Here is an 18,394-nt window from a genome sequence, read left to right on the forward strand (position 1 = left end):
ATGCTGTGTCGGTCGAGGCGGTCGAGGATGTGCGCGAGCAGCTAGCGAGCCTGACCCATCCGGGTTTCGTCACCGAGTGCGGAATGGGGCGGCTGGCGCACATGGCGCGGTATCTCGTGGCGGCGCGCAAGCGCATCGGCGCGCTGCCGGGCAGCGCCACGCGGGAGGCTCGTGGAATGGCCGTCCTCGACCGCGTGTATGGGGAGCTCGATCGTGTGCTGGCCCGCTTGCCCGACGGTGCGCGCGCGAGCGACGCGGTGGTGGCTGTGCATTGGATGATCGAGGAGCTCCGGGTCAGCTTGTTCGCCCAGGCCGTCGGCACGGCGGGCCCGGTGTCGGAGCAGCGCGTGCTTTCCGCCATCACGGAGCTCGCGCGTCGGCCCGCCTGAGGCCGTTCAGCCGCTCTAGCTGTGCGCTGGGTGGCGCGCGTCCGCGGCGCGGTGCTTGCGCAGTGTCTCGATCTCCTTCTCGAAATCCTCGGCAGAGGTGAAGGACCGGTACACCGAGGCGAAGCGCAGGTAGGCCACCTCGTCGAGATCACGCAGAGGGCCGAGGATCGCGAGGCCGATCTCATGGCTGGGGATCTCAGCCGCGCCACTCGCTCGAACGGTGTCCTCGACCTGTTGCGCGAGGAGATGCAGCGCGTCCTCGTCGACGTCGCGGCCCTGGCATGCCGAGCGGACGCCAAGTATCACCTTGTCGCGGCTGAATGGCTCGGTCACGCCACTGCGCTTGAGCACAGCGAGCACTGCCGTCTCCACTGTCGTGAATCGTCGTCCGCAATCAGTGCAGGAGCGTCGACGCCGGATGGCCTGCCCCTCGTCCGCCTCGCGCGAATCCACGACGCGCGAGTTGGTGGACTTGCAGAAGGGGCAGCGCATCGTCACTCCTCGGTGTTGGTCGCTCGGCGCGGCGCGCGGCGCAGGAACCGGCCCTGCCAGGCCCGTCACCTGCCGCGGCTCCCGCTGGCAAGGCCCGGCGGCGCCAGGATCCTGCGCGAGCAAGATCCAGTTGCGCGCCTGGTCCAAGTCATCGCCGAGTCGCACAAGGCCTGTGTAACGCGTGCACGCTCGCTGTTGAACGTATGCTGTGCAACGCTTTGTCGCAAGTACCGTCAATTCGGGCATCTCCGCTGGAGCCCGCGAAACAGCATCCCGGATCATCGCTACATCCCCGGCTCGGTCTGGATCAGGCCCGGGACCGTCCCCCGGGTATCGGGCTGCCCGGGAGCGGAACCCGGCCCGGGAGCGGGCACGAGGAGGCTCCACAGCACGACCGAGGCCATCGCCATGATGACGAGGGCGAACATGAGGAAGCTAGCCAGGCCCGATTCGCCACGCGATGCTCCGGGGCGCGGCGAGGAGTGGCACGCCAGCGCGCGCGGGAACCGTGGTCCGGATGGCCGAGCCAGCCCGCGCGGCACGGCGCAGGAAGGTCGGCGGGTGGGCGGGCGGCGGCCCGGCAGCGAAGCGGGGGCACCCGGCCCCGGAACTGGACGCGGCCGCGCATGGCGGGGCAGCGCGTGCCCCGGGGGTGGCCTCCGCCCGTCACTGAGGCCCAGCATCGCTTGGGAGCGCGGCTCGGGGGCATGGCGCCCACCTCGAGGAGCGGCATGCCCCGGCCGGGCCGGGCCTGCCGCGCTGGCGCGCCAGCCGCTCGACGAGCAAGGCCGCCGCACGGCGGCCCCGCTGGTCCCCTGCCTGGCAGCGGTGGCACGCTCGCCCTGCTGGTCCTGCCCCGATCGTGGTGCATTGCTGTCGATCATGGTGCGGATCCTTCCCGTGGACTCCATCGCCGGTTGGCGGCCCGAGCACCTCAATCGCTCAGGTGTTCGATTTCTACCACGGGCGTCCGACACTTTTTCGGCAAACGCGGCCATCCCATCGAACATCTGTTTGAATTATTGCGACAAGCTGGATATTGTCGCTCTAGTCCCCGCTGGATGCCCCGCACGAGGAGGATGGATCGATGCCACCGCAGAAGAGGAGCCCGCGCACCGCGCCCGTCGCGATCGCGGAGCCCGTGGCACCCGAGAACGGCCTCCCGCCACTGACTGATCGGCAGCACGCGATCATGACGGTCATCCGGGAGTCGGTCGAGAACCGGGGCTACGCGCCCAGTGTCCGTGAGATCGGCGAGTCGGTGGGGCTCACCTCCACCTCATCAGTCACCCATCAGCTGCGCGCCCTCGAGAAGAAGGGCTACCTGCGCCGCGACCCGAACCGGCCCCGCGCCGTTGATGCCCGCGGCTCCGAGCCCGCACCCACCTCCGAATCGGGCACGCAGCGAGCCGGGTCGTTCCGCCAGGTCCATTCCGTTGACACCGCCGATGACCACACCAATGCGCCGACCGCGGTGTACGTGCCGCTCGTCGGCCGCATCGCTGCCGGTGGCCCGATCCTCGCGGAGCAATCGATCGAGGATGTGTTTCCCCTCCCGCAGGAACTCGTCGGGCATGGAGCGCACTTCCTTCTCAAGGTCGTCGGCGAGTCCATGACTGACGCCGCGATCTGCGACGGTGACTGGGTCGTGGTGCGCCAGCAGGAGGACGCGATCAACGGTGACATCGTCGCCGCGATGATCGACGGCGATGCCACGGTCAAGACCTTCAAGCGGGACGGCTCGGCAGTCTGGCTGATGCCGCACAATCCGCACTTCAGCCCCATACGCGGTGATGACGCCACGATCCTGGGAAAGGTCGTATCCGTCATCCGCAAGCTCTGAGCCCGCCCGCCGGGCAATCGCGACCGCGCGGATCCCCCCTCGGCTTCATCCACGCACTAGGGCGATCGGCGCCGCGCGACGTATGCCGCGATCGCGGCGAGAACGCCGAGAAGCGCGATCCCGGCCGTGCCAGCCACAAGGATCGGGGCCCAATTAACCGTGGAACTGCTGGCCCGGTCCGCCTCGTCGATGCCAGCCGCACCATGGTCGGCCTCGGGATCGCCCGGCACGAAGGTCGTGGTGCTCTCACCACGCTGCGCCATCGCGTCCCAGGCGAGCTGCTCGGCCCCGCGCACCACACCGATGGGAGGCAATGCTGTGGTCGCCGAGCCCTCGGCATCCAGCGAGGCATCCCCCACCTCCGAGGCAGTGAGCAAGTCCCCGTCGGCGGTGAACGCGATCGCCTCGCCCTGCGGCTCCCCCGGCAGTGGCACACGAACCGCTTCGGTGGTCAACGCGTGCACGAGGTCACCGCTCGCATCGGCGAACAGGTAGGCATCGGTATACGTCCGAACCGCGGCGACCGTGCCCGCCTCATTGACCGCTCCCCCGGTCGCGAGCGTCGACCCCACCGATCCGAGCGGGCCACCCACTGTGCTGGTCATGGGAAAGGCCATCTCGCCGCGATGCTCCAGGGGCGTCGTGCTATCCGCAGGCAGGTCCTCCACCGACAGACCACCGCGCGGCACAAAGACCTCCCCCACGCCGAACCACTTCGATACCAGGATCGGCATGCCGTTCGCGTCGATGAGCAGTGTCTCGGCGTCGCGGGGACGGTCATCGGGGAACGCAAGCCGATGCACCGTGGACTCGCCCGATGCTGGATCGCCCCGGATGAGCGCAATGGTCTCGCGGGACCGCGCGTTGTCCCCGAAGTCACCGATCCACAGGTTCCCACCGAACGCCGCTAGATCCTCGGGGTCATACGGATTGGTGGCGCCCCGGATCCAGCGACTCACCTCGCATGCTCCGTCGAGCGCGTCCTCAAGGACCGCGATGCGCACCTCATTGCCCCCGTCGGGCATGGCGTACACGACCCCGTCCATGACTGTCAGGCCGGAAAGCTCGCCGAGCTCCGCGTCATCGGGAACGCAGAGATTCGCGGTCGCGGGCTCCTCCTCGCTCGGCGGCGCCTGCGCATGCGCGAGCATGCCGACGGGGTGAGCACACAGCGCCAGCGCTAGCGCTCCTCCTGCTGCACGGGCGCGCGCTCGTCCTGCGATCATGCCGCGCAGCATAACCGAGAGATGCTACAGCCCATAGTCCACGAGCACGGAGGCAAGCGCGGGCGGCACATGCGCCCGGATCCGCGTTCCCTCGGACTCATGGGTCTCCAAGCTGACCGTGCCCTCGGCGTGAATGCGCGAGACCAGGTCGCCGCGCGAGTACGGAACCTCCACGAGGACCTCGACATCGGTGCGGGTGAGCATCTCCGCGATCCGCGTCCGCAAGCCAGGGATCCCTGCTTTCGTGTGGGCAGAGACGAAGACGGCATCGGGCAGGGTGCGGCGCAGCTTCGCGAGCGCCACGGGGTCCGCGGCATCGATCTTGTTGATCACCAGCATCTCCGGCGGCGCCGGCGCCTCCTGCTCCCGCACCACGTCATCGATGACCTGGCGGACCGCGTTGATCTGCTCGAGAGGGAACTCATCCGAGCCATCCACCACGTGGAGCAGGACGTCGGCGCTGGTCACCTCCTCCAGGGTGGAGCGGAACGCCTCGACGAGCTGGGTGGGCAAGTGCCGCACGAAGCCCACTGTGTCGGTGAGCACATACTCCCGGCCATCATCGAGCTCCGCGCGCCGGGTGGTGGGATCGAGGGTGGCGAACAGCGCGTTCTGCACCAGCACCCCCGCATCGGTGAGCGCGTTGAGGAGGCTGGACTTGCCCGCGTTCGTATAGCCCACGATCGCCACCGCGGGCACCTGGTTGCGTTGACGGCGCGCGCGCTTGGTGTCGCGCGAGCTCTTCATCGCCTGGATCTCGCGGCGCAGCTTCGCCATGCGCTCGCGGATGCGCCGCCGATCCGTCTCGATCTTGGTCTCGCCGGGACCACGCAGGCCCACGCCGCCATTGCTGCCAGCCCGGCCACCAGCCTGGCGGGACAGCGCCTCGCCCCAGCCACGCAGCCGGGGCAGCATGTACTCCATCTGCGCCAGCGAGACCTGGGCCTTGCCCTCCCGCGACGTCGCATGCTGGGCGAAGATGTCCAGGATCAGGGCGGTACGGTCGATCACCTTGACCTTGACGATCTTCTCCAGCGCGGTGAGCTGCGCCGGAGTGAGCTCGCCATCACAGATCACGGTGTCCGCGCCCGTCGCCTCGACGACCTCCCGCAGCTCGGCGGCCTTGCCGGAACCCAGGTAGGTCGCTGCGTCCGGCTTGTCACGGCGCTGGATGAGGCCCTCGAGCACTACCGAGCCCGCGGTCTCGGCGAGCGCCGCGAGCTCGCGCATGCTTGCTTCGGCATGCGCGGCGGAGCCGGAGGTCCACACCCCGGCAAGAACGACCTCCTCGAGGCGCAACTGCCGGTACTCGACCTCGGTGATGTCGGTGAGCTCTGTGGACAGCCCGCGCACACGGCGCAACGACGTGCGTTCCTCGAGCTGCAGGTCACCGGCGGAGGGATCAGCACGATGGCTGGATTGATGCGCTGGAATGGGTTCGCCGGACAGCTCGATGGCGCTATCGCCAGCGGGAACGTCATGCCCGGACGGAAAAGTATTCACTGATTGCCGCAAAAGCGCGGTCACCCCTTCATCTACTGATGTGATGCTTCCGATGATACGGGGATACGCCAGGCAGCGCGATTAATTATCCGCCCACCACTGCCCGCTCAGCATTCCCTCGCCGACCAGCACCGATGGGCCGCGCAACCAAGCTCGCCCGCCCTGCACCGTGACCGCGACCGTCCCACCCGGAATAGTGACCGACACCTCGCCCTCCTGCTGCCCGGCCTGAAGCAGGGCCGCTGCCGCAGCCGCGACCGTGCCCGTGCCGCACGAGCGGGTCTCGCCGACGCCCCGCTCGTTGACCCGCATGGAGACGGCACCCTGATCCAGGGGGGTCACGATCTCGATATTCACCCCGTGGGGAAAGAACTCATGATCGAACTCTGGATCGCCGAGATCCAAACCACCCAGCTCCTCCGCCGACATGCCCTCGACGATGCACGCGAGATGCGGATTGCCCACATCGATGCCAATGCCGGCGAACTCACGACCGCCCACCGAGGCGTGGCTCTCCCCGAGCTGCCGAACGATGCCCATGTCGACGGTCACCGCGCCGAGCGTGGCACCAGCCTCATGGACGGTCACCGGGCGAGCACCCGCCCTGCTCCCCACCGTGAACGCAGCACGCTCCTCCAGGCCCGAGGCCCGCAGGTAGTGCGCGAACACCCGCACGCCGTTGCCGCACATCTCCGCGATCGAGCCATCAGCATTGCGGTAGTCCATGAACCAATCGTCGTCCTGCACGTCCTCGGGCAGGCTGGGCAGCACGCCAGCGGCGACCAGCGCGCCCGCCCGCGCTACCCGCAGCACGCCGTCAGCGCCGATTCCCTGCTGCCGGTCGCACAGCCTGGCAACGACCTGCGCATCGAGGTCGAGCGCCACGGCGGTATCCGGCAGGATGACAAAATCATTCTGCGTGCCATGGCCCTTGCTGAACGGAACTCCTGGGTGCATGTGGTCAACGATACTGGCTGGGTTGGCTGGCCGGGGCTACTGCGCTGGTGGGTGGATCGCCGGTGAGCTATGCCGGATACAGGATCGCAAGGGTCTCGGCGACACAGACGGGCCGGGCATCCGCTTCGCCCTCGGGGTGCTCGCGCTCGATGGTGGCGCGCACGGTGAGCTGCTGCCCACCAGACTTCGCGACGATGCCCAGCAGCTCGGCCCGGGCCCGCACGCGCGAGCCGACGGGAAGCGGCGCGGGAAACCGCACGCTGTTGCTGCCGTAGTTCACCGCCATGCGGAGCCCGTCGACGCGGTACACCGTCCGCATCAGCAGGGGCAGCAGCGACAGGCTGAGGTAGCCGTGCGCGATGGTGCCGCCGAAGGGGCCGCGCGCCGCGCGCTCGGGGTCGGTGTGGATCCACTGGTGGTCACCGGTGGCCTCGGCGAAGAGGTCCACCGCGTGCTGGCTGACCTCGTGCCACTCGCCCGTGCCGAGCGGCAAAGGCCCGTCAGCGGCGGCGCGCGCGTGGACGAGATCATCGAGCGTCGCGAATACCTGCATGGCGCTAGTCCTTCGGCCCGCCGGCGACGTAGATGACCTGCCCGGAGACAAACCCGGCCCCCTCCGAGGCGAGGAAGGAGGCAGTGTGGGCGATGTCGTCGGGGACACCGACGCGGCCGCCGGGGATCTGTGCAGCAGTGGCCTTCTTGAACTCGTCGAAGCCCATCCCGATGCGCTCGGCGGTCGCGGCGGTCATGTCGGTGGCGATGAATCCGGGCGCGATGGCGTTGGCGGTCACCCCGAACCGGCCGAGCTCGAGGGCCAGCGTCTTGGTGAGGCCTTGCATGCCTGCCTTGGCGGCGGAGTAGTTGGCCTGGCCCCGGTTGCCTAGCGCGGAAGTGGAGGACAGGTTGACGATGCGGCCGTAGCCCGCGTCCACCATGTGCTTCTGCACGGCCCGCGCCATCAGGAACGCGCCGCGCAGGTGAACGCCCATCACCGCGTCCCAGTCATCGACGGTCATCTTGAACAGCAGGTTGTCACGGATGATGCCGGCATTGTTGACCAGGACGGTGGGCGCTCCGAGCCCTTGGGCCACGGCCGCGATCGCGTTGGTCACGGATTGCTCGTCCGCGACATTGGCGCCCACGGCGAGGGCTGTGCCACCAGCCGCGGCAATGGCGTCCACGGTGCTGGCGCAGGCATCCTGGTCAAGATCGAGCACAGCCACGGCCATGCCATCGGCAGCGAGCCGCTCCGCGATAGCGGCACCGATCCCGCGTGCGGCGCCGGTGACGATGGCGACGCGCTGGGTGGCTACGGCTTGGGTGTCCTGCTCGGTCACGGGTTGACTCCTTGCATCGCGCGGTGAGGCTATGCCGTGAGGCTAGCGGATGGCGGGCATCAAGCCTGGTAGCGGCTCGCGGCTCCCGCATCCGGGCGCTAGTCGATGCGGCCGATGCGCCAGCGCGCCACCGCGAGAGCAAGCCCGGTGATGAGCAGCAACAGTGCCGCCTCGGTTGCCTGGAAGAGCCAGAACCGGGAATCGGGATGAAATCGTTCCTCGAAGTGATCGGCACCGCGATCGCGGAGGCATTGCGCGACAACGAGCGCGTCCTCGTCGAACTGTTGTGCCTGCTGCCGCTCGATCTCCTCGACGCGGGCATCGAAGGTCTCCTGGGTGTCGCCGGGCTGCATCTCCGGGTAGTCCCAGGGTCGGCTCGGCCAGGGGCAATGCTCGCCGGTGTGATCGACGGTTCGGCCGTCGGCGGTGACATGGACGCGCTCGAGCATCCACGGCAAGCGAGCTTCGTTCGTTGCGTAGGCGGCGCCGTAGCCGCCCAGCACCCCTTCCTCCACCGCCATGATGGTGACCTCGGGAGTGGCGTAGTGGGGGCGCAGTTGCAGGGTGATGAAGGATCCCGCAGCGAGCAGGACCACGAGAGTGACGGGCATCGCGGCCAGTGGATTGCGCAGCAGCAGGGCGATGAGCGCGCCGACCTGCAGGGCAGCAAGCATCGAGAGCCCGGCGATGAGCGGGGTGGCAAGGAAGTGCTCGAGGCTGAAGCGCCCTTGCCAGGGCATCGGTGCCGGGGCGTCGAAGCGTTGCACCAGCGGCGCGTACACCGCGGCCGCCGCGGCAACGGGCATGTGGACAACGAGCAGGTGCGCGAGATACCACTGCCACCGGGTGCTGTCCTGGGTGAACGCGAGGACATGGCGGCCCGTGTCGCGCGCGCGGCTGATCAATCCGGCTCCGAGGAGCATGCCGAGCAGCACCGGCAGCAGGAGCGATCCCTGCCGGACCAGGATGTTGATGAGGTTGGCGATGCTCGCTAGCCGGTCGCTCTGCCCGCCCGCGCCCCAGAACGCATGGTTCCACGTGTATTGGCTGGCGGCGGCGATGGCGAGCAGGACGATGAAGGCGAGGATCACAGCGAGCACGCCGCGGCGGTGCTGCCGCCAGACGGTGCGATAGGGCTGGACGCGGAGGTGCTTTCGTGGCGATTCGGTGACGGTCATGGTTTCTCCCGGTGTGCTAGATGCGGGCGAGGCGCGTGCGGGCGATCACGAGCAGCAGGGCGCTGGCGAGCAGCGCGAGGCCGGTCTCGCGCCACTGCATGGGCCAGAAATGCGTGTCCGGGTGTTCATGGACCGCGTAGGTGGTGGCGCCGAGCCCGCGCAGGCAGTCCGCGAGCTCGGCCGCGGAGAAGACAAAGCCCTCGCGCTCGTCCTCGGGGGTGTACTGGAATGTGTTTCCCTGAGCGCAACGCTTGCCGGGGTCGGCGATCGGCCGTCCACCGGAGTCCTCCACCCCTGTTGCGATCCGCCACGCGGCGTGGCCCTCGCTCGCGACGCTGATCGGTACTCCGTGCCACGCGGCGCTCAGTGGATACTCGGTGCGCACGGGCTCGACAAGATCGGGCCGGATGCCCAGCAGGATCATGGTGGCGAGGAACATCGCGGCGACCGCGGCGGGAACGGCGAGGAAGGTGCTTGCCACGCCGCGCGGGAGCAGCAGCGCGATTGCGGCGCCCAGCATCAGTCCGAGCAGCATGTGGCTGCCCAGCACGGGGAAGGTGGAGGCGAACTGGTCGCCACGGAACCTGAGGGAATCCCCAGGCCCGAGCATCAGCACGGCTCCGAGAACGGTCGTCGCCGCAGTGATGGGCACGAACACGATGAGGATGCGGGCTGCGAACCAGGACCATCTGGTGCGCGATTGGGTGAAGGCCAGCACGTGCTGGCCGGATTCGATGGGGCGAGCGATCACCGCGGCACCGATGGGGGCGCCAACCAGGATGGGCAGCAGCGAGGTGGGGCCGGGAAGTCCTGCTAGGAAGGCGCCCGCGTAGCACGCTGCCTCCCGGCATTGCTCGCTCGCGTAGCGGGGCGTGGTGCCGTGGGTGGCGCGGTAGTCCGCGAGCAGCAGTACCGCGATCCCGATGCCGACCGCGAGGGCGAGCAGGCCGCCGACGACGATGGCGAGCAGGAGCCGATGCTCGCGCCAGGTGGTGCGGATCATCCCAGGGCTCCTTCGAGGCTGGCGTCGCTGCGCAGGTAGCCGAGCACGACATCGTCGAGCGTGGCCGGGGCGAGGGACCATTCGCTGGTGGCGATCATGGGCGCGTCGCCGCGCAGGAGGTGGCCGCGCAAACCGGTGGTTCCGCGGGTGTCGATGAGCGTGGCGGGCCCAGCGACGGTGTGGGGGTCACCGGTCCCGGTGAGGATGTAGTGGCTGGCGACAATGGTGTCGATGCTGCCTTGGAGGTGGACCTGGCCGTGGCCGAGCAGGATCATCTCGTCGGCGAGGTCGCTGATCTCGCTGAGCACGTGCGAGGACAGCAGGATGGTGGTTCCGTGCTCGGCGACGTCGCCCATGAGGATCTGGGCGACGGTGCGGCGGGCGAGCGGGTCGAGGTCGGCCATGGGCTCGTCGAGCATGAGCAGCCGGGGTCGCCGCCCGAGGACTAGTGCGACAGCGACGATGGTGCGCTGCCCGGGCGAGAGGTGCTTGATACGGGTGGTCGGCTTGATGCCCGTGCTCGTGGCAATGGTGGTGGCGTAGTCGTTGTCCCAGTCGTCGTTGGTATCGGCGCCGAACTGGATCATCTCCGCCACAGTGAGGCTGGGGTAGAGCGGCTTGTGCTGGGCGAGGTAGGAGACCCCGTGGCTGATGTGACCGCGTGCCGGAGGGGCTCCGAGCACGTCGATGGTCCCCGCGTCGGCGCGCAGCAATCCCGCGGCGAGGGACATGAGGGTGGACTTGCCCGCGCCGTTGGCACCGATGAGCCCGGTGATGCTGCCCTCGTTGACCGTGAGGGTGCAGCCGGCGAGCGCGGTGTGGCGGCGGAAGGACTTGTGGACGTCGCGGAAGCTCAAGGCGGAAGTGTTCATGGCTGGTCTCCGGTGAAGTAGGCGTCGAGCGCGTCGTGGACGAGGGCTTCGATGTCATCGCGGTCGAGGCCGGCGTCCCGGCCGGTGGCGAAAGCGGCGCGGAGCTGCGCGCGGAGGATCTCGGTCTCGGCCATGCCGGGCTTGGCGAGGGTGGTGGTGACGAACGTGCCGAGCCCAGCGCGGGGCTCGACGAGTCCTTCGGTCTCGAGCTCGCGGTAGGCCTTGAGCACGGTGTTGGGATTGATGGCGAGCTCGGTGACGACTTCCTTTGCCGTCGGCAGCTTGTCGCCGGGGGCGAGCTGGCCGAGCCGGAGCGCGCGCTTGGTCTGGGCGATGAGCTGCACGTAGGCGGGGATGCCGGAAGCGCGGTCGATGCGGTAGGCAATCACATGAGGTTCCTTAATTCACTAGTTCATTAGCACTATAAGTATTAGCGCGGTGCCTGATGCTCCGCAACTCGGGGAGAACTTCAGTGCGGCCCGCAGCATCGCGCGGGCCGAGCGACCTACAGCAGGCGCGCGACATCTCCCGCGAGCCCGGGCGCACCGCCATCGAACCAGTGGATGCGGTGATCGCGCTTGAACCAGGACCGCTGCCTGCGCACGTAGCGCCGGGTCCCCTGCGTCGTCAGCTCAGCCGCAGCAGCAAGGTCATGCTGCCCATCGAGGGCGGCGAGCACCTGCGCGTATCCGATCGCGCGGGAAGCGGTCACACCCTCACGGAGCCCCGCGCCGAGAAGATCGCGCACCTCATCGACGAGCCCGCTGGCGAACATCTGCTCGGTGCGCTGCGCGATGCGCGCGTCAAGCTCCGCGGTATCGCGGTCCACACCGATGATGACGGTCTCCCAGCGGGGGTCACCGATCGTGGGCGCCGAGGCCGCGAACGGCTGCCCTGTCAGCTCGATCACCTCGAGGGCACGCACGGTGCGGCGCGGATCGGTGGGCAGGATCGTCGTGGCGGCCTCGGGATCGATGCGCGCGAGCTCCTCGTGCAGGGCCCGTCCCCCGATCTCGGCGAGGCGCTCCTCCCACTTCGCGCGCACTCGCGGATCGGTGGCGGGGAACTGCCAGTCATCGAGCAATGCCTGGATATACATCATCGAGCCACCCACGATGATGGGCGCCTTGCCCTCTGCGAGCAGGGATTCGACGTCCGCGGTCGCGCACTCCTTGTAGCGGGCGACCGTGGCGGTCTCGGTGACATCGAGGGTGTCGATCTGGTGGTGCGGGATGCCTCGCCGCTCCGCGAGGGGCAGCTTGGCGGTACCGATGTCCATGCCCCGGTATTGCTGCATCGCGTCGATGTTGATGACCTCGCCGCCGAGCAACTCGGCGAGGGCGAGCGCGAGGGCGGACTTGCCGGTGGCGGTGGGTCCGATGACCGCGACCGGCCGGCCCACAGGCGATGTCACGGCAGCCATATCCCCACGTGGTAGCCCACCCCGTAGGGGGCACTGTCATGCCGATCGGTGACGCGCGCCGGACCGTCCGGGAACAAGCCCGCGAGGACGGTCCAGGCAGCCCGGTCCGCCACGCCCATCGCCTGGCACGCTTGCGCGTCGAGCGCGGCGAGGAACTGCTGATCGCCGGTGTCGAGCGCCGCGGCAAGGCGGTCCTCCCACTCCACCGCGCGCGGGTCGAGCGCTCCCGGAGCCTTCTCCGTCAGGCGGATCGAGCCGTCGGCGACGAGAAGCACCCCGATGGCCCGAGGATCCGCGTCGAGCTCCGCGCGGAGCGCGCGCCCCCACGCCAGGGCCTCGACCGCGGCCAACCCGGCGTTCACGATCCGCGCCTCGCAGGTGGCATCCGGAGCTGCCTGTCCGCGGATCCACCCACCGATGAGCACCGGCAGCGGCAGCATCGGATCCGGCTCGGCCCCGGGCTGCCCGAGGGTGACGACGATCTCGCGGCCATAGCCTCCGAACGTGCCCGCGGCGGCGGGCCCGAACTCCCCCCCGGCGCCGTCCGTGCCGAGAATGATCCAGTGCTGCGCCAATCCGGCCAGCCCGGCCGCCATGCTTAGCACGGCCGCGCGCATCCCCGCCGTCTCGCTGGCAGCGGCACCAGCAAGCTCCGGGACCAGCAGCGGGGGGCCAGGGGCCACGGCGGCAGCAGCAAGCACGGCACAACGCTACCGAGCGGGCTCGCGCGATGCGAAACGAGCGAGCCTTCCCGGCAGGAGAAACACGCTTCTGGCAGGATTTGATGGCCTCGCGGACGTCTTCGCGGTTGAATGGAGGTGGTGTCGTCGATCCACCACGACATGACCATCGCAGGCCAGCCCGTCCACCGGGCAGGGCACGGCAGCCGTGACGCGCGGCAGAGATGAGGAACCATGACCGGGACCACCCCGCACGAGCAGGGAATCGTCACCCCCCTGACCGGCCACGAGAATGCCAAAGCGGCCACGCCGCACTCGCCCACCGAGTTCGGGCGCATCGACGACGACGGCACCGTGTGGCTGATCACCAAGGACGGGGAGCGGCAGATCGGATCCTGGCATGCTGGCGATAGATCCGAGGGGCTCGCGCACTTCGCGCGCCGCTGCGACGACCTCGCCACGGAGGTGGAGCTCCTCGAGACCCGCCTCGCGAAGGGCTCGGGCGACCCGAAGAAGACCAAGATCGCCGCCGGGCACCTCCTCGAGACCCTTCCCACCGCCGCGGTGATCGGCGACATCGCCGCGCTCGAGGCCCGGCTCCAGGGCATCATCTCGGGTGCCGACGCGGCCGCCGAGCGGGCGCACCACCGTCGCGAGGAGGAACGCGCCGCACAGGTCGCCCGCAAGGAAGCCCTGTGCGCCGAGGCCGAGGACGTCGCGGAGAACTCCACCCAGTGGAAGGCTGCCGGCGACCGGCTCCGCGCGATGTTCGACGAGTGGAAGACCATTCGCGGGATCGACCGCAAGACCGACGATGCGTTGTGGAAGCGATTCTCCAAGGCCCGCGACAGCTTCAACCGGCGCCGTGGCGCGCACTTCGCCGAGCTCGACCGCGAGCGCGCTCACGCCAAGACGGTCAAGGAAGAACTCGTGGCCCGCGCCGAGGCGATGTCCGCCTCCACCGAATGGGGCGAGACGGCGGGTGCGTACCGCGACCTGATGAAGGAATGGAAGGCAGCCGGGCGTGCGCCCAAGGAAGCCGACGATGCGCTGTGGAAGCGCTTCAAGGCCGCCCAGGACACATTCTTCGCGGCCCGCAACGCAGCGGCGTCGGAGCGCGATGCGGAGTTCGCGGAGAACGCGACCGCGAAGGAGGCGCTGCTCGCCGAGGCGGAGTCGCTCGACCCGTCCAAGGATCTCGAGGCCGCGCGCGCCGAGCTACGACGCATGCAGGAACGCTGGGAGGCCATCGGCAAGGTTCCGCGCGATCGCATCCACGAACTCGAGGCACGGTTCAAGGCGATCGAATCGCGCGTGCGGGACGCGGTGGCCTCGCAGTGGCGCCGCAGCGACCCGGAGGCCGAGGCACGGGCCGCGCAGTTCCGCGAGCGCGTTCAGCAGCTCGAGGAGCAGGCCGCCAAGGCCGAGGCCGCCGGGCGGGCGAAGGACGCGGAGAAGGCTCGCGCCCAGGCCCAGCAGTGGCGGGAGTGGGCTGCCACTGCCGAGGATGCGCTTAGCTCCCGCTAGCGCGCGGCGGCGGGCGCGCGGCTGACCGCCACGGAGAACCACGTCAGGAACAGCGCGCCCAGCGCCACGAGGCCCAGGATGAGCCCAGCTCCGGGGCCCGCATCGCTCGCGGTCGCGAGATCGGCAGCGGTCGGGGTCTGCCGGGACCACACCGCCAGCATGCCGAGCACCGCACCGACGAACGAGCCGCCCGAGGCGATCAGCGCCGCCGCCCAGCGACGCGTGATCAGGCTGACGATGGAGAATCCAGCCCCAAAGACGAGCGCGAACCACACAAAGAGCTGCGACATGACCTTCACCGACTGCTCGCGCGCGGCCTCGGAGCTCACGAGCACATCCCAGCCGTTCGCGGCACCGGTGTGCGGCAGGGCGAAGGAGCCCACGAGCACCAGCACGAGCACTGCCGCGAGCAGGGCGAAAATACCCGGATCGATCTCCACCGACGCTCCATCGCGCGTGCCGGGGGCATCGGGCGCGAACCTGTCCGCGGGGTCGGGCATCCGAGGAGCATGGTCGGCCATCAGCAGCATCCTGTCGTCTGGGGCGCGGGGCCCGGGGCGCCGAGCCGCGGCATCCCCAGCCCGACGCCGGTCGGGGTGGTATCGATCGGCGGGGTCTTGGGAGTCTGTCCGCTCGCTGCGGCATCCCCCGCGCGGGTGCGGCGGTGCGCCAGGATCGGTGCATCCGCGACGAGGTGGTGTGGCGCGGCAGCGGTGACGGTGGTCGTCACGATGTCCCCGGGCCGGATCGCCTCGTCGATGGCACCGTCGGGCCGGAAATGCACCAGCCGCCCATCGCGGGCACGGCCACTCATGCGGCGCGTCTCGGCATCCTTGCGTCCCTCTCCCGTCGCGACGAGAAGCTCAACGGTGGAACCAATGATCCTCGTGTTCTCCTCGAGGCTCATCTGCTCCTGCACGGCGATCAACCGGTCATAGCGCTGCTGCACGACATGCTTGGGAACCTGGTCCGGCATCTCCGCGGCGGGCGTTCCAGGCCGCTTGGAGTACTGGAAGGTGAACGCGCTGGAGAAGCGGGCCTGCCGCACCACATCGAGAGTGTGCTCGAAATCCTCCTCCGTCTCGCCGGGGAAGCCCACGATGATGTCGGTGGTGATCGCCGCATGCGGCATCGCCTCGCGCACCCGCTCGATGATGCCCAGGAAGCGTTCCTTGCGGTACGAGCGGCGCATGGCCCGGAGGATCCGGTCCGAGCCGGATTGCAGCGGCATGTGCAACTGGGGGCATACGTTCGGGGTATCGGCCATCGCGGCGATCACATCGTCGGTGAACTCCGCGGGATGCGGCGAGGTGAACCGGACCCGCTCGAGCCCCTCGATCCCGCCGCAGGCCCGCAGCAGATCAGCGAAAGCTCCACGGCTGCGCGGGATCTCCGGATCCGCGAACGAGCGGCCGTACGAGTTGACGTTCTGGCCGAGCAGCGTCACCTCGAGCACGCCCTCCGACACGAGCGCTTGCACCTCGGCGAGGATATCCCCGGGGCGGCGGTCCACTTCCTTGCCGCGCAGCGCGGGCACGATGCAGAACGTGCAGGTGTTGTTGCACCCCACCGAGATCGACACCCAGCCCGAGTAGGCGGAATCCCGCTTGGCCGGGAGCCCGGACGGGAACGCCTCGAGCGCCTCGATGATCTCCACCTGGGCCTCCGAGTTGTGCCGCGCGCGCTCGAGCAGGGCGGGCAGCGCCCCGATGTTGTGCGTGCCGAACACGACATCGACCCAGGGGGCGCGCTTGACCACGACGTCGCGATCCTTCTGCGCCAGGCAACCGCCCACCGCGATCTGCATGCCCGGGTTCGCGTCCTTCGATGGCCGCAGGTGACCGAGGTTGCCATACAGCTTGTTGTCCGCGTTCTCCCGCACCGCGCAGGTATTGAACACCACGAGGTCCGGCTCGGCCCCCTCGTTGGCAGGCACATAGCCGGAATCCTCGAGCAGCCCCGCGAGCCGCTCGGAATCGTGCACGTTCATCTGGCATCCGTAGGTGCGGATCTGGTACGTGCGCTGCTGCGGCGAGATGGCCTCGCTGATGTCCTGGGTAGTGCTCACGACCGCCCAGTGTACGGGAGCGCGCCATCCCCGACCAAGCCTGCTACCACGGCTTTTGCGCATCAACGGGTCTGGATCGCTGGGCCCCGGCGCGCCCCGGCCCGTTGCGGGGCCGGATCGAGCACCCACGCCTGGCCGGCCCGGCGCGCCACCCCTCCCGCCAGGACGTCACGGTGTTGTTACCGCAATTCGTCCGTTTCGGTGACCGATCTGGTCAAGACTGGGACGGGCATGCCCAGGAACCGCCCCCGCGCTCGATGGCACCGCCATCCGGGGCCCCCAGCACGAGATGCACCAGGCCCCTATTCCGTGGGCCATCCGCAAGGAGAGGACGAGCTTTTCCATGACCACTACCCAAACCCACCGGCCGGGCATCACGCGTCGCATGCTCGCTGCAGCGTCAGCGGGCGTGGCCACCCTCGCTCTCGCCGGCTGCGCCGTCGGTGGGGAGAACGACCTCACCCTCGCCACCGGCTCCACGGGCGGCACCTACTATCCGCTCGGCGGCGAGATCGCCAACCTGTGGAGCAACAACCTCGAGGACTACTCGATCACCGCCACCGTGGGCGGCGCGTCCGTGGACAACCTCCGCCAGCTCGACCAGGGAGAGGTCGAGCTCGCGATGGGCGTCAACGCCACTGCCGCTGACGCGGTCTCCAGCGCGGGCGACTTCGAGGAGAACCCCCTCGGCGACCCCGCGGGCATCCGGTCGCTGGGCAACATCTACCCGGAGATCCTGCAGGTGGTCACCGTCGAGGGCACGGGCATCACCTCCATCGAGGACCTGCGGGGCAAGCGCATCGAGATGGGTCCGCTCGGCAGCGCCACCAATACCCTCGCCGGGCAGGTGCTCGAGGCCTATGGCATCGACCCCGATGAGGACCTCGCCGAGCAGTTCGACAGCAGCTTCGGCGATGCGGCCACCAATCTCGGCGACGGCGTGGTCGATGCCGCGTTCGGAATCCTGTCCGCTCCCACGAGCAGCATCGAGCAGCTCGCCACCACCAACGATGTGATGATGCTCAACATCCAGGGCGCGGCGCTCGACCGCCTCCTCGCCGAGAACCCGCTGCTCTCCCCGCATGTCATCCCTGGCGGCACCTATTCCGGCGTCGATGGCTCGAACAACACGGTCACCGCCTGGGCGACGCTCTACGCGAAGGCAGATCTCGATGAGCAGCTCGCCTATGACCTCACCCGGGTGATGTACGAGAACTCCCGCGAGGTCCAGCATTCCGCTGGCGATGACATCATCCTCAACTCGGCCGTCGACGGGCTTGGCCCGGTGCAGCTGCATCCCGGCTCGGCCCGGTACTTCGAGGAGAACGGCATCAGCGTGCCGTGACGATCCCCGTCCGCCATCGCGGGGGCATCCGGTTTCGCCGGGTGCCCCCGCATCGTGGTGCGGCGCTGCTGGTCATCGTCGGCGGTCTCGCCAGCATCGCGTGCTCCACCAGCGATGAGCAGCTCCGCTTCGAGGTGTTCTCGCACGACACCGGCGAGGTCGTGTACTCCGCCCCCATCACGCCGGGCGAGCCCATCACGCTCGATCACATCCATTCCGTGCACAAGCGCCCCGTCCACGAGGTGTTCTCCGTCAACGAGGAGGGCGCGCTGACGATGCGAGAGATGGTGTTCGACCGCATCGGCGCGAACCTGCCCGGCGGCCCCGAGACCATCAATGGCGTCACCACGACATTCCTCGTCGAGGACGGCCAGTTCCGCGTGCTCCACCACGACCGGCCCCTCGGCATCGTGCCCATGATCGTGGGCAACCCCTCGGTGGGCCATAGGATTACCGTGCCCGGCGGCACCGCGGTCCGGCTGCTCGACCTCGTCCGCTCCGGTGCCCGGGTCGACCTGCGAACCAATCACGCCCCCACCACGAGGTAATGC

General features: G+C 69.1%; 19 protein-coding genes and 1 pseudogene. 5 read left to right on the forward strand and 15 right to left on the reverse strand.

Going from position 1 to position 18,394, the window contains the following annotated elements:
* Positions 1-389 (forward strand): annotated as a pseudogene (locus HT102_RS02685) (DUF3418 domain-containing protein); the annotation flags it as partial.
* A 15-nt stretch (positions 390-404) separates the two neighbouring features.
* Here HT102_RS02685 and nrdR read toward each other — a convergent pair.
* Positions 405-881, reverse strand: a complete 477-nt coding sequence (gene nrdR / locus HT102_RS02690; RefSeq protein ID WP_192037839.1) for a transcriptional regulator NrdR — start codon at positions 879-881, stop codon at positions 405-407.
* A 284-nt stretch (positions 882-1,165) separates the two neighbouring features.
* Positions 1,166-1,309 (reverse strand): hypothetical protein, encoded by a 144-nt coding sequence (locus HT102_RS15785; protein WP_225443065.1) that lies wholly within the window; start codon positions 1,307-1,309, stop codon positions 1,166-1,168.
* 764 nt (positions 1,310-2,073) lie between these two features.
* On the opposite strand from HT102_RS15785, the gene lexA reads away from it, so the two are divergent.
* Positions 2,074-2,724: a transcriptional repressor LexA gene (gene lexA, locus HT102_RS02700; protein WP_232845160.1), complete on the forward strand. Its 651-nt coding sequence runs from the start codon at positions 2,074-2,076 to the stop codon at positions 2,722-2,724.
* A 56-nt stretch (positions 2,725-2,780) separates the two neighbouring features.
* Here lexA and HT102_RS02705 read toward each other — a convergent pair whose 3' ends face one another.
* The 11 genes from HT102_RS02705 to HT102_RS02755 form a co-directional block, all read right to left on the reverse strand.
* Positions 2,781-3,950, reverse strand: coding sequence for a hypothetical protein (locus HT102_RS02705; RefSeq protein ID WP_225443066.1), 1,170 nt, complete (start codon positions 3,948-3,950; stop codon positions 2,781-2,783).
* Positions 3,951-3,974: 24 nt separating this feature from the next.
* Positions 3,975-5,405, reverse strand: coding sequence for a GTPase HflX (hflX, locus tag HT102_RS02710; RefSeq protein ID WP_192038026.1), 1,431 nt, complete (start codon positions 5,403-5,405; stop codon positions 3,975-3,977).
* Between the two features lie 129 nt (positions 5,406-5,534).
* Positions 5,535-6,410 (reverse strand): diaminopimelate epimerase, encoded by an 876-nt coding sequence (gene dapF / locus HT102_RS02715; RefSeq protein ID WP_192037842.1) that lies wholly within the window; start codon positions 6,408-6,410, stop codon positions 5,535-5,537.
* A 67-nt stretch (positions 6,411-6,477) separates the two neighbouring features.
* The gene (locus tag HT102_RS02720; RefSeq protein ID WP_192037843.1) at positions 6,478-6,963 is read right to left on the reverse strand and encodes a MaoC family dehydratase; all 486 of its coding nucleotides are present in this window, start codon (positions 6,961-6,963) and stop codon (positions 6,478-6,480) included.
* A 4-nt stretch (positions 6,964-6,967) separates the two neighbouring features.
* Positions 6,968-7,747 carry an SDR family oxidoreductase gene (locus HT102_RS02725; RefSeq protein WP_192037844.1) on the reverse strand — a complete coding sequence of 260 codons (780 nt, stop codon included), beginning with the start codon at positions 7,745-7,747 and terminating at the stop codon, positions 6,968-6,970.
* A gap of 98 nt (positions 7,748-7,845) precedes the next feature.
* Positions 7,846-8,925: a hypothetical protein gene (locus HT102_RS02730; protein WP_192037845.1), complete on the reverse strand. Its 1,080-nt coding sequence runs from the start codon at positions 8,923-8,925 to the stop codon at positions 7,846-7,848.
* Between the two features lie 16 nt (positions 8,926-8,941).
* Positions 8,942-9,928 carry a hypothetical protein gene (locus HT102_RS02735; RefSeq protein ID WP_192037846.1) on the reverse strand — a complete coding sequence of 329 codons (987 nt, stop codon included), beginning with the start codon at positions 9,926-9,928 and terminating at the stop codon, positions 8,942-8,944.
* Entirely contained in the window at positions 9,925-10,800 is an 876-nt protein-coding gene (locus tag HT102_RS02740; protein WP_192037847.1) for an ABC transporter ATP-binding protein, read from the reverse strand. Before HT102_RS02740 ends, HT102_RS02735 begins: the two co-directional genes overlap by 4 nt.
* A complete protein-coding gene (locus tag HT102_RS02745) occupies positions 10,797-11,189 on the reverse strand; it encodes a GntR family transcriptional regulator (protein ID WP_192037848.1) in 393 nt (130 codons plus the stop codon). Before HT102_RS02745 ends, HT102_RS02740 begins: the two co-directional genes overlap by 4 nt.
* Before the next feature lie 116 nt (positions 11,190-11,305).
* The gene (gene miaA, locus HT102_RS02750; RefSeq protein WP_192037849.1) at positions 11,306-12,223 is read right to left on the reverse strand and encodes a tRNA (adenosine(37)-N6)-dimethylallyltransferase MiaA; all 918 of its coding nucleotides are present in this window, start codon (positions 12,221-12,223) and stop codon (positions 11,306-11,308) included.
* A complete protein-coding gene (locus HT102_RS02755; protein ID WP_192037850.1) occupies positions 12,211-12,924 on the reverse strand; it encodes a class III extradiol ring-cleavage dioxygenase family protein in 714 nt (237 codons plus the stop codon). The genes miaA and HT102_RS02755 overlap by 13 nt, the downstream gene beginning before the upstream one ends.
* Positions 12,925-13,137: 213 nt before the next feature.
* On the opposite strand from HT102_RS02755, the gene HT102_RS02760 reads away from it, so the two are divergent.
* On the forward strand, positions 13,138-14,430 hold the full coding sequence (locus tag HT102_RS02760; protein WP_192037851.1) for a DUF349 domain-containing protein: 1,293 nt from the start codon (positions 13,138-13,140) through the stop codon (positions 14,428-14,430).
* Here the strand turns inward: HT102_RS02760 and HT102_RS02765 are convergent.
* Positions 14,427-14,930 carry an Rv2732c family membrane protein gene (locus tag HT102_RS02765; protein WP_192037852.1) on the reverse strand — a complete coding sequence of 168 codons (504 nt, stop codon included), beginning with the start codon at positions 14,928-14,930 and terminating at the stop codon, positions 14,427-14,429. The genes HT102_RS02760 and HT102_RS02765 overlap by 4 nt on opposite strands.
* Before the next feature lie 20 nt (positions 14,931-14,950).
* Entirely contained in the window at positions 14,951-16,480 is a 1,530-nt protein-coding gene (gene miaB / locus HT102_RS02770; protein ID WP_333473263.1) for a tRNA (N6-isopentenyl adenosine(37)-C2)-methylthiotransferase MiaB, read from the reverse strand.
* A 361-nt stretch (positions 16,481-16,841) separates the two neighbouring features.
* On the opposite strand from miaB, the gene HT102_RS02775 reads away from it, so the two are divergent.
* Together HT102_RS02775 and HT102_RS02780 are read left to right on the forward strand one after the other, a co-directional pair.
* Positions 16,842-17,843, forward strand: a complete 1,002-nt coding sequence (locus HT102_RS02775) for a TAXI family TRAP transporter solute-binding subunit (protein ID WP_225443067.1) — start codon at positions 16,842-16,844, stop codon at positions 17,841-17,843.
* Positions 17,840-18,391 (forward strand): DUF1850 domain-containing protein, encoded by a 552-nt coding sequence (locus tag HT102_RS02780; RefSeq protein WP_192037854.1) that lies wholly within the window; start codon positions 17,840-17,842, stop codon positions 18,389-18,391. Before HT102_RS02775 ends, HT102_RS02780 begins: the two co-directional genes overlap by 4 nt.
* Positions 18,392-18,394: the final 3 nt, after the last annotated feature.

The sequence above is a fragment of the Lolliginicoccus lacisalsi genome, from assembly GCF_014841105.1.
GTDB lineage: Bacteria > Actinomycetota > Actinomycetes > Mycobacteriales > Mycobacteriaceae > Lolliginicoccus > Lolliginicoccus lacisalsi.

What these genes read in the sequence shown, in the direction of transcription:
- HT102_RS02775 (WP_225443067.1), top strand. Translation starts at nt 16,842, where the DNA reads ATGACCACTACCCAAACCCACCGGCCGGGCATCACGCGTCGCATGCTC.
- dapF (WP_192037842.1), bottom strand. Translation starts at nt 6,410, where the DNA reads ATGCACCCAGGAGTTCCGTTCAGCAAGGGCCATGGCACGCAGAATGAT.
- HT102_RS15785 (WP_225443065.1), bottom strand. Translation starts at nt 1,309, where the DNA reads ATGTTCGCCCTCGTCATCATGGCGATGGCCTCGGTCGTGCTGTGGAGC.
- HT102_RS02730 (WP_192037845.1), bottom strand. Translation starts at nt 8,925, where the DNA reads ATGACCGTCACCGAATCGCCACGAAAGCACCTCCGCGTCCAGCCCTAT.
- HT102_RS02740 (WP_192037847.1), bottom strand. Translation starts at nt 10,800, where the DNA reads ATGAACACTTCCGCCTTGAGCTTCCGCGACGTCCACAAGTCCTTCCGC.
- nrdR (WP_192037839.1), bottom strand. Translation starts at nt 881, where the DNA reads ATGCGCTGCCCCTTCTGCAAGTCCACCAACTCGCGCGTCGTGGATTCG.
- lexA (WP_232845160.1), top strand. Translation starts at nt 2,074, where the DNA reads ATGACGGTCATCCGGGAGTCGGTCGAGAACCGGGGCTACGCGCCCAGT.
- HT102_RS02735 (WP_192037846.1), bottom strand. Translation starts at nt 9,928, where the DNA reads ATGATCCGCACCACCTGGCGCGAGCATCGGCTCCTGCTCGCCATCGTC.
- HT102_RS02765 (WP_192037852.1), bottom strand. Translation starts at nt 14,930, where the DNA reads ATGCCCGACCCCGCGGACAGGTTCGCGCCCGATGCCCCCGGCACGCGC.
- miaA (WP_192037849.1), bottom strand. Translation starts at nt 12,223, where the DNA reads ATGGCTGCCGTGACATCGCCTGTGGGCCGGCCGGTCGCGGTCATCGGA.
- HT102_RS02705 (WP_225443066.1), bottom strand. Translation starts at nt 3,950, where the DNA reads ATGATCGCAGGACGAGCGCGCGCCCGTGCAGCAGGAGGAGCGCTAGCG.
- HT102_RS02760 (WP_192037851.1), top strand. Translation starts at nt 13,138, where the DNA reads ATGACCGGGACCACCCCGCACGAGCAGGGAATCGTCACCCCCCTGACC.
- HT102_RS02720 (WP_192037843.1), bottom strand. Translation starts at nt 6,963, where the DNA reads ATGCAGGTATTCGCGACGCTCGATGATCTCGTCCACGCGCGCGCCGCC.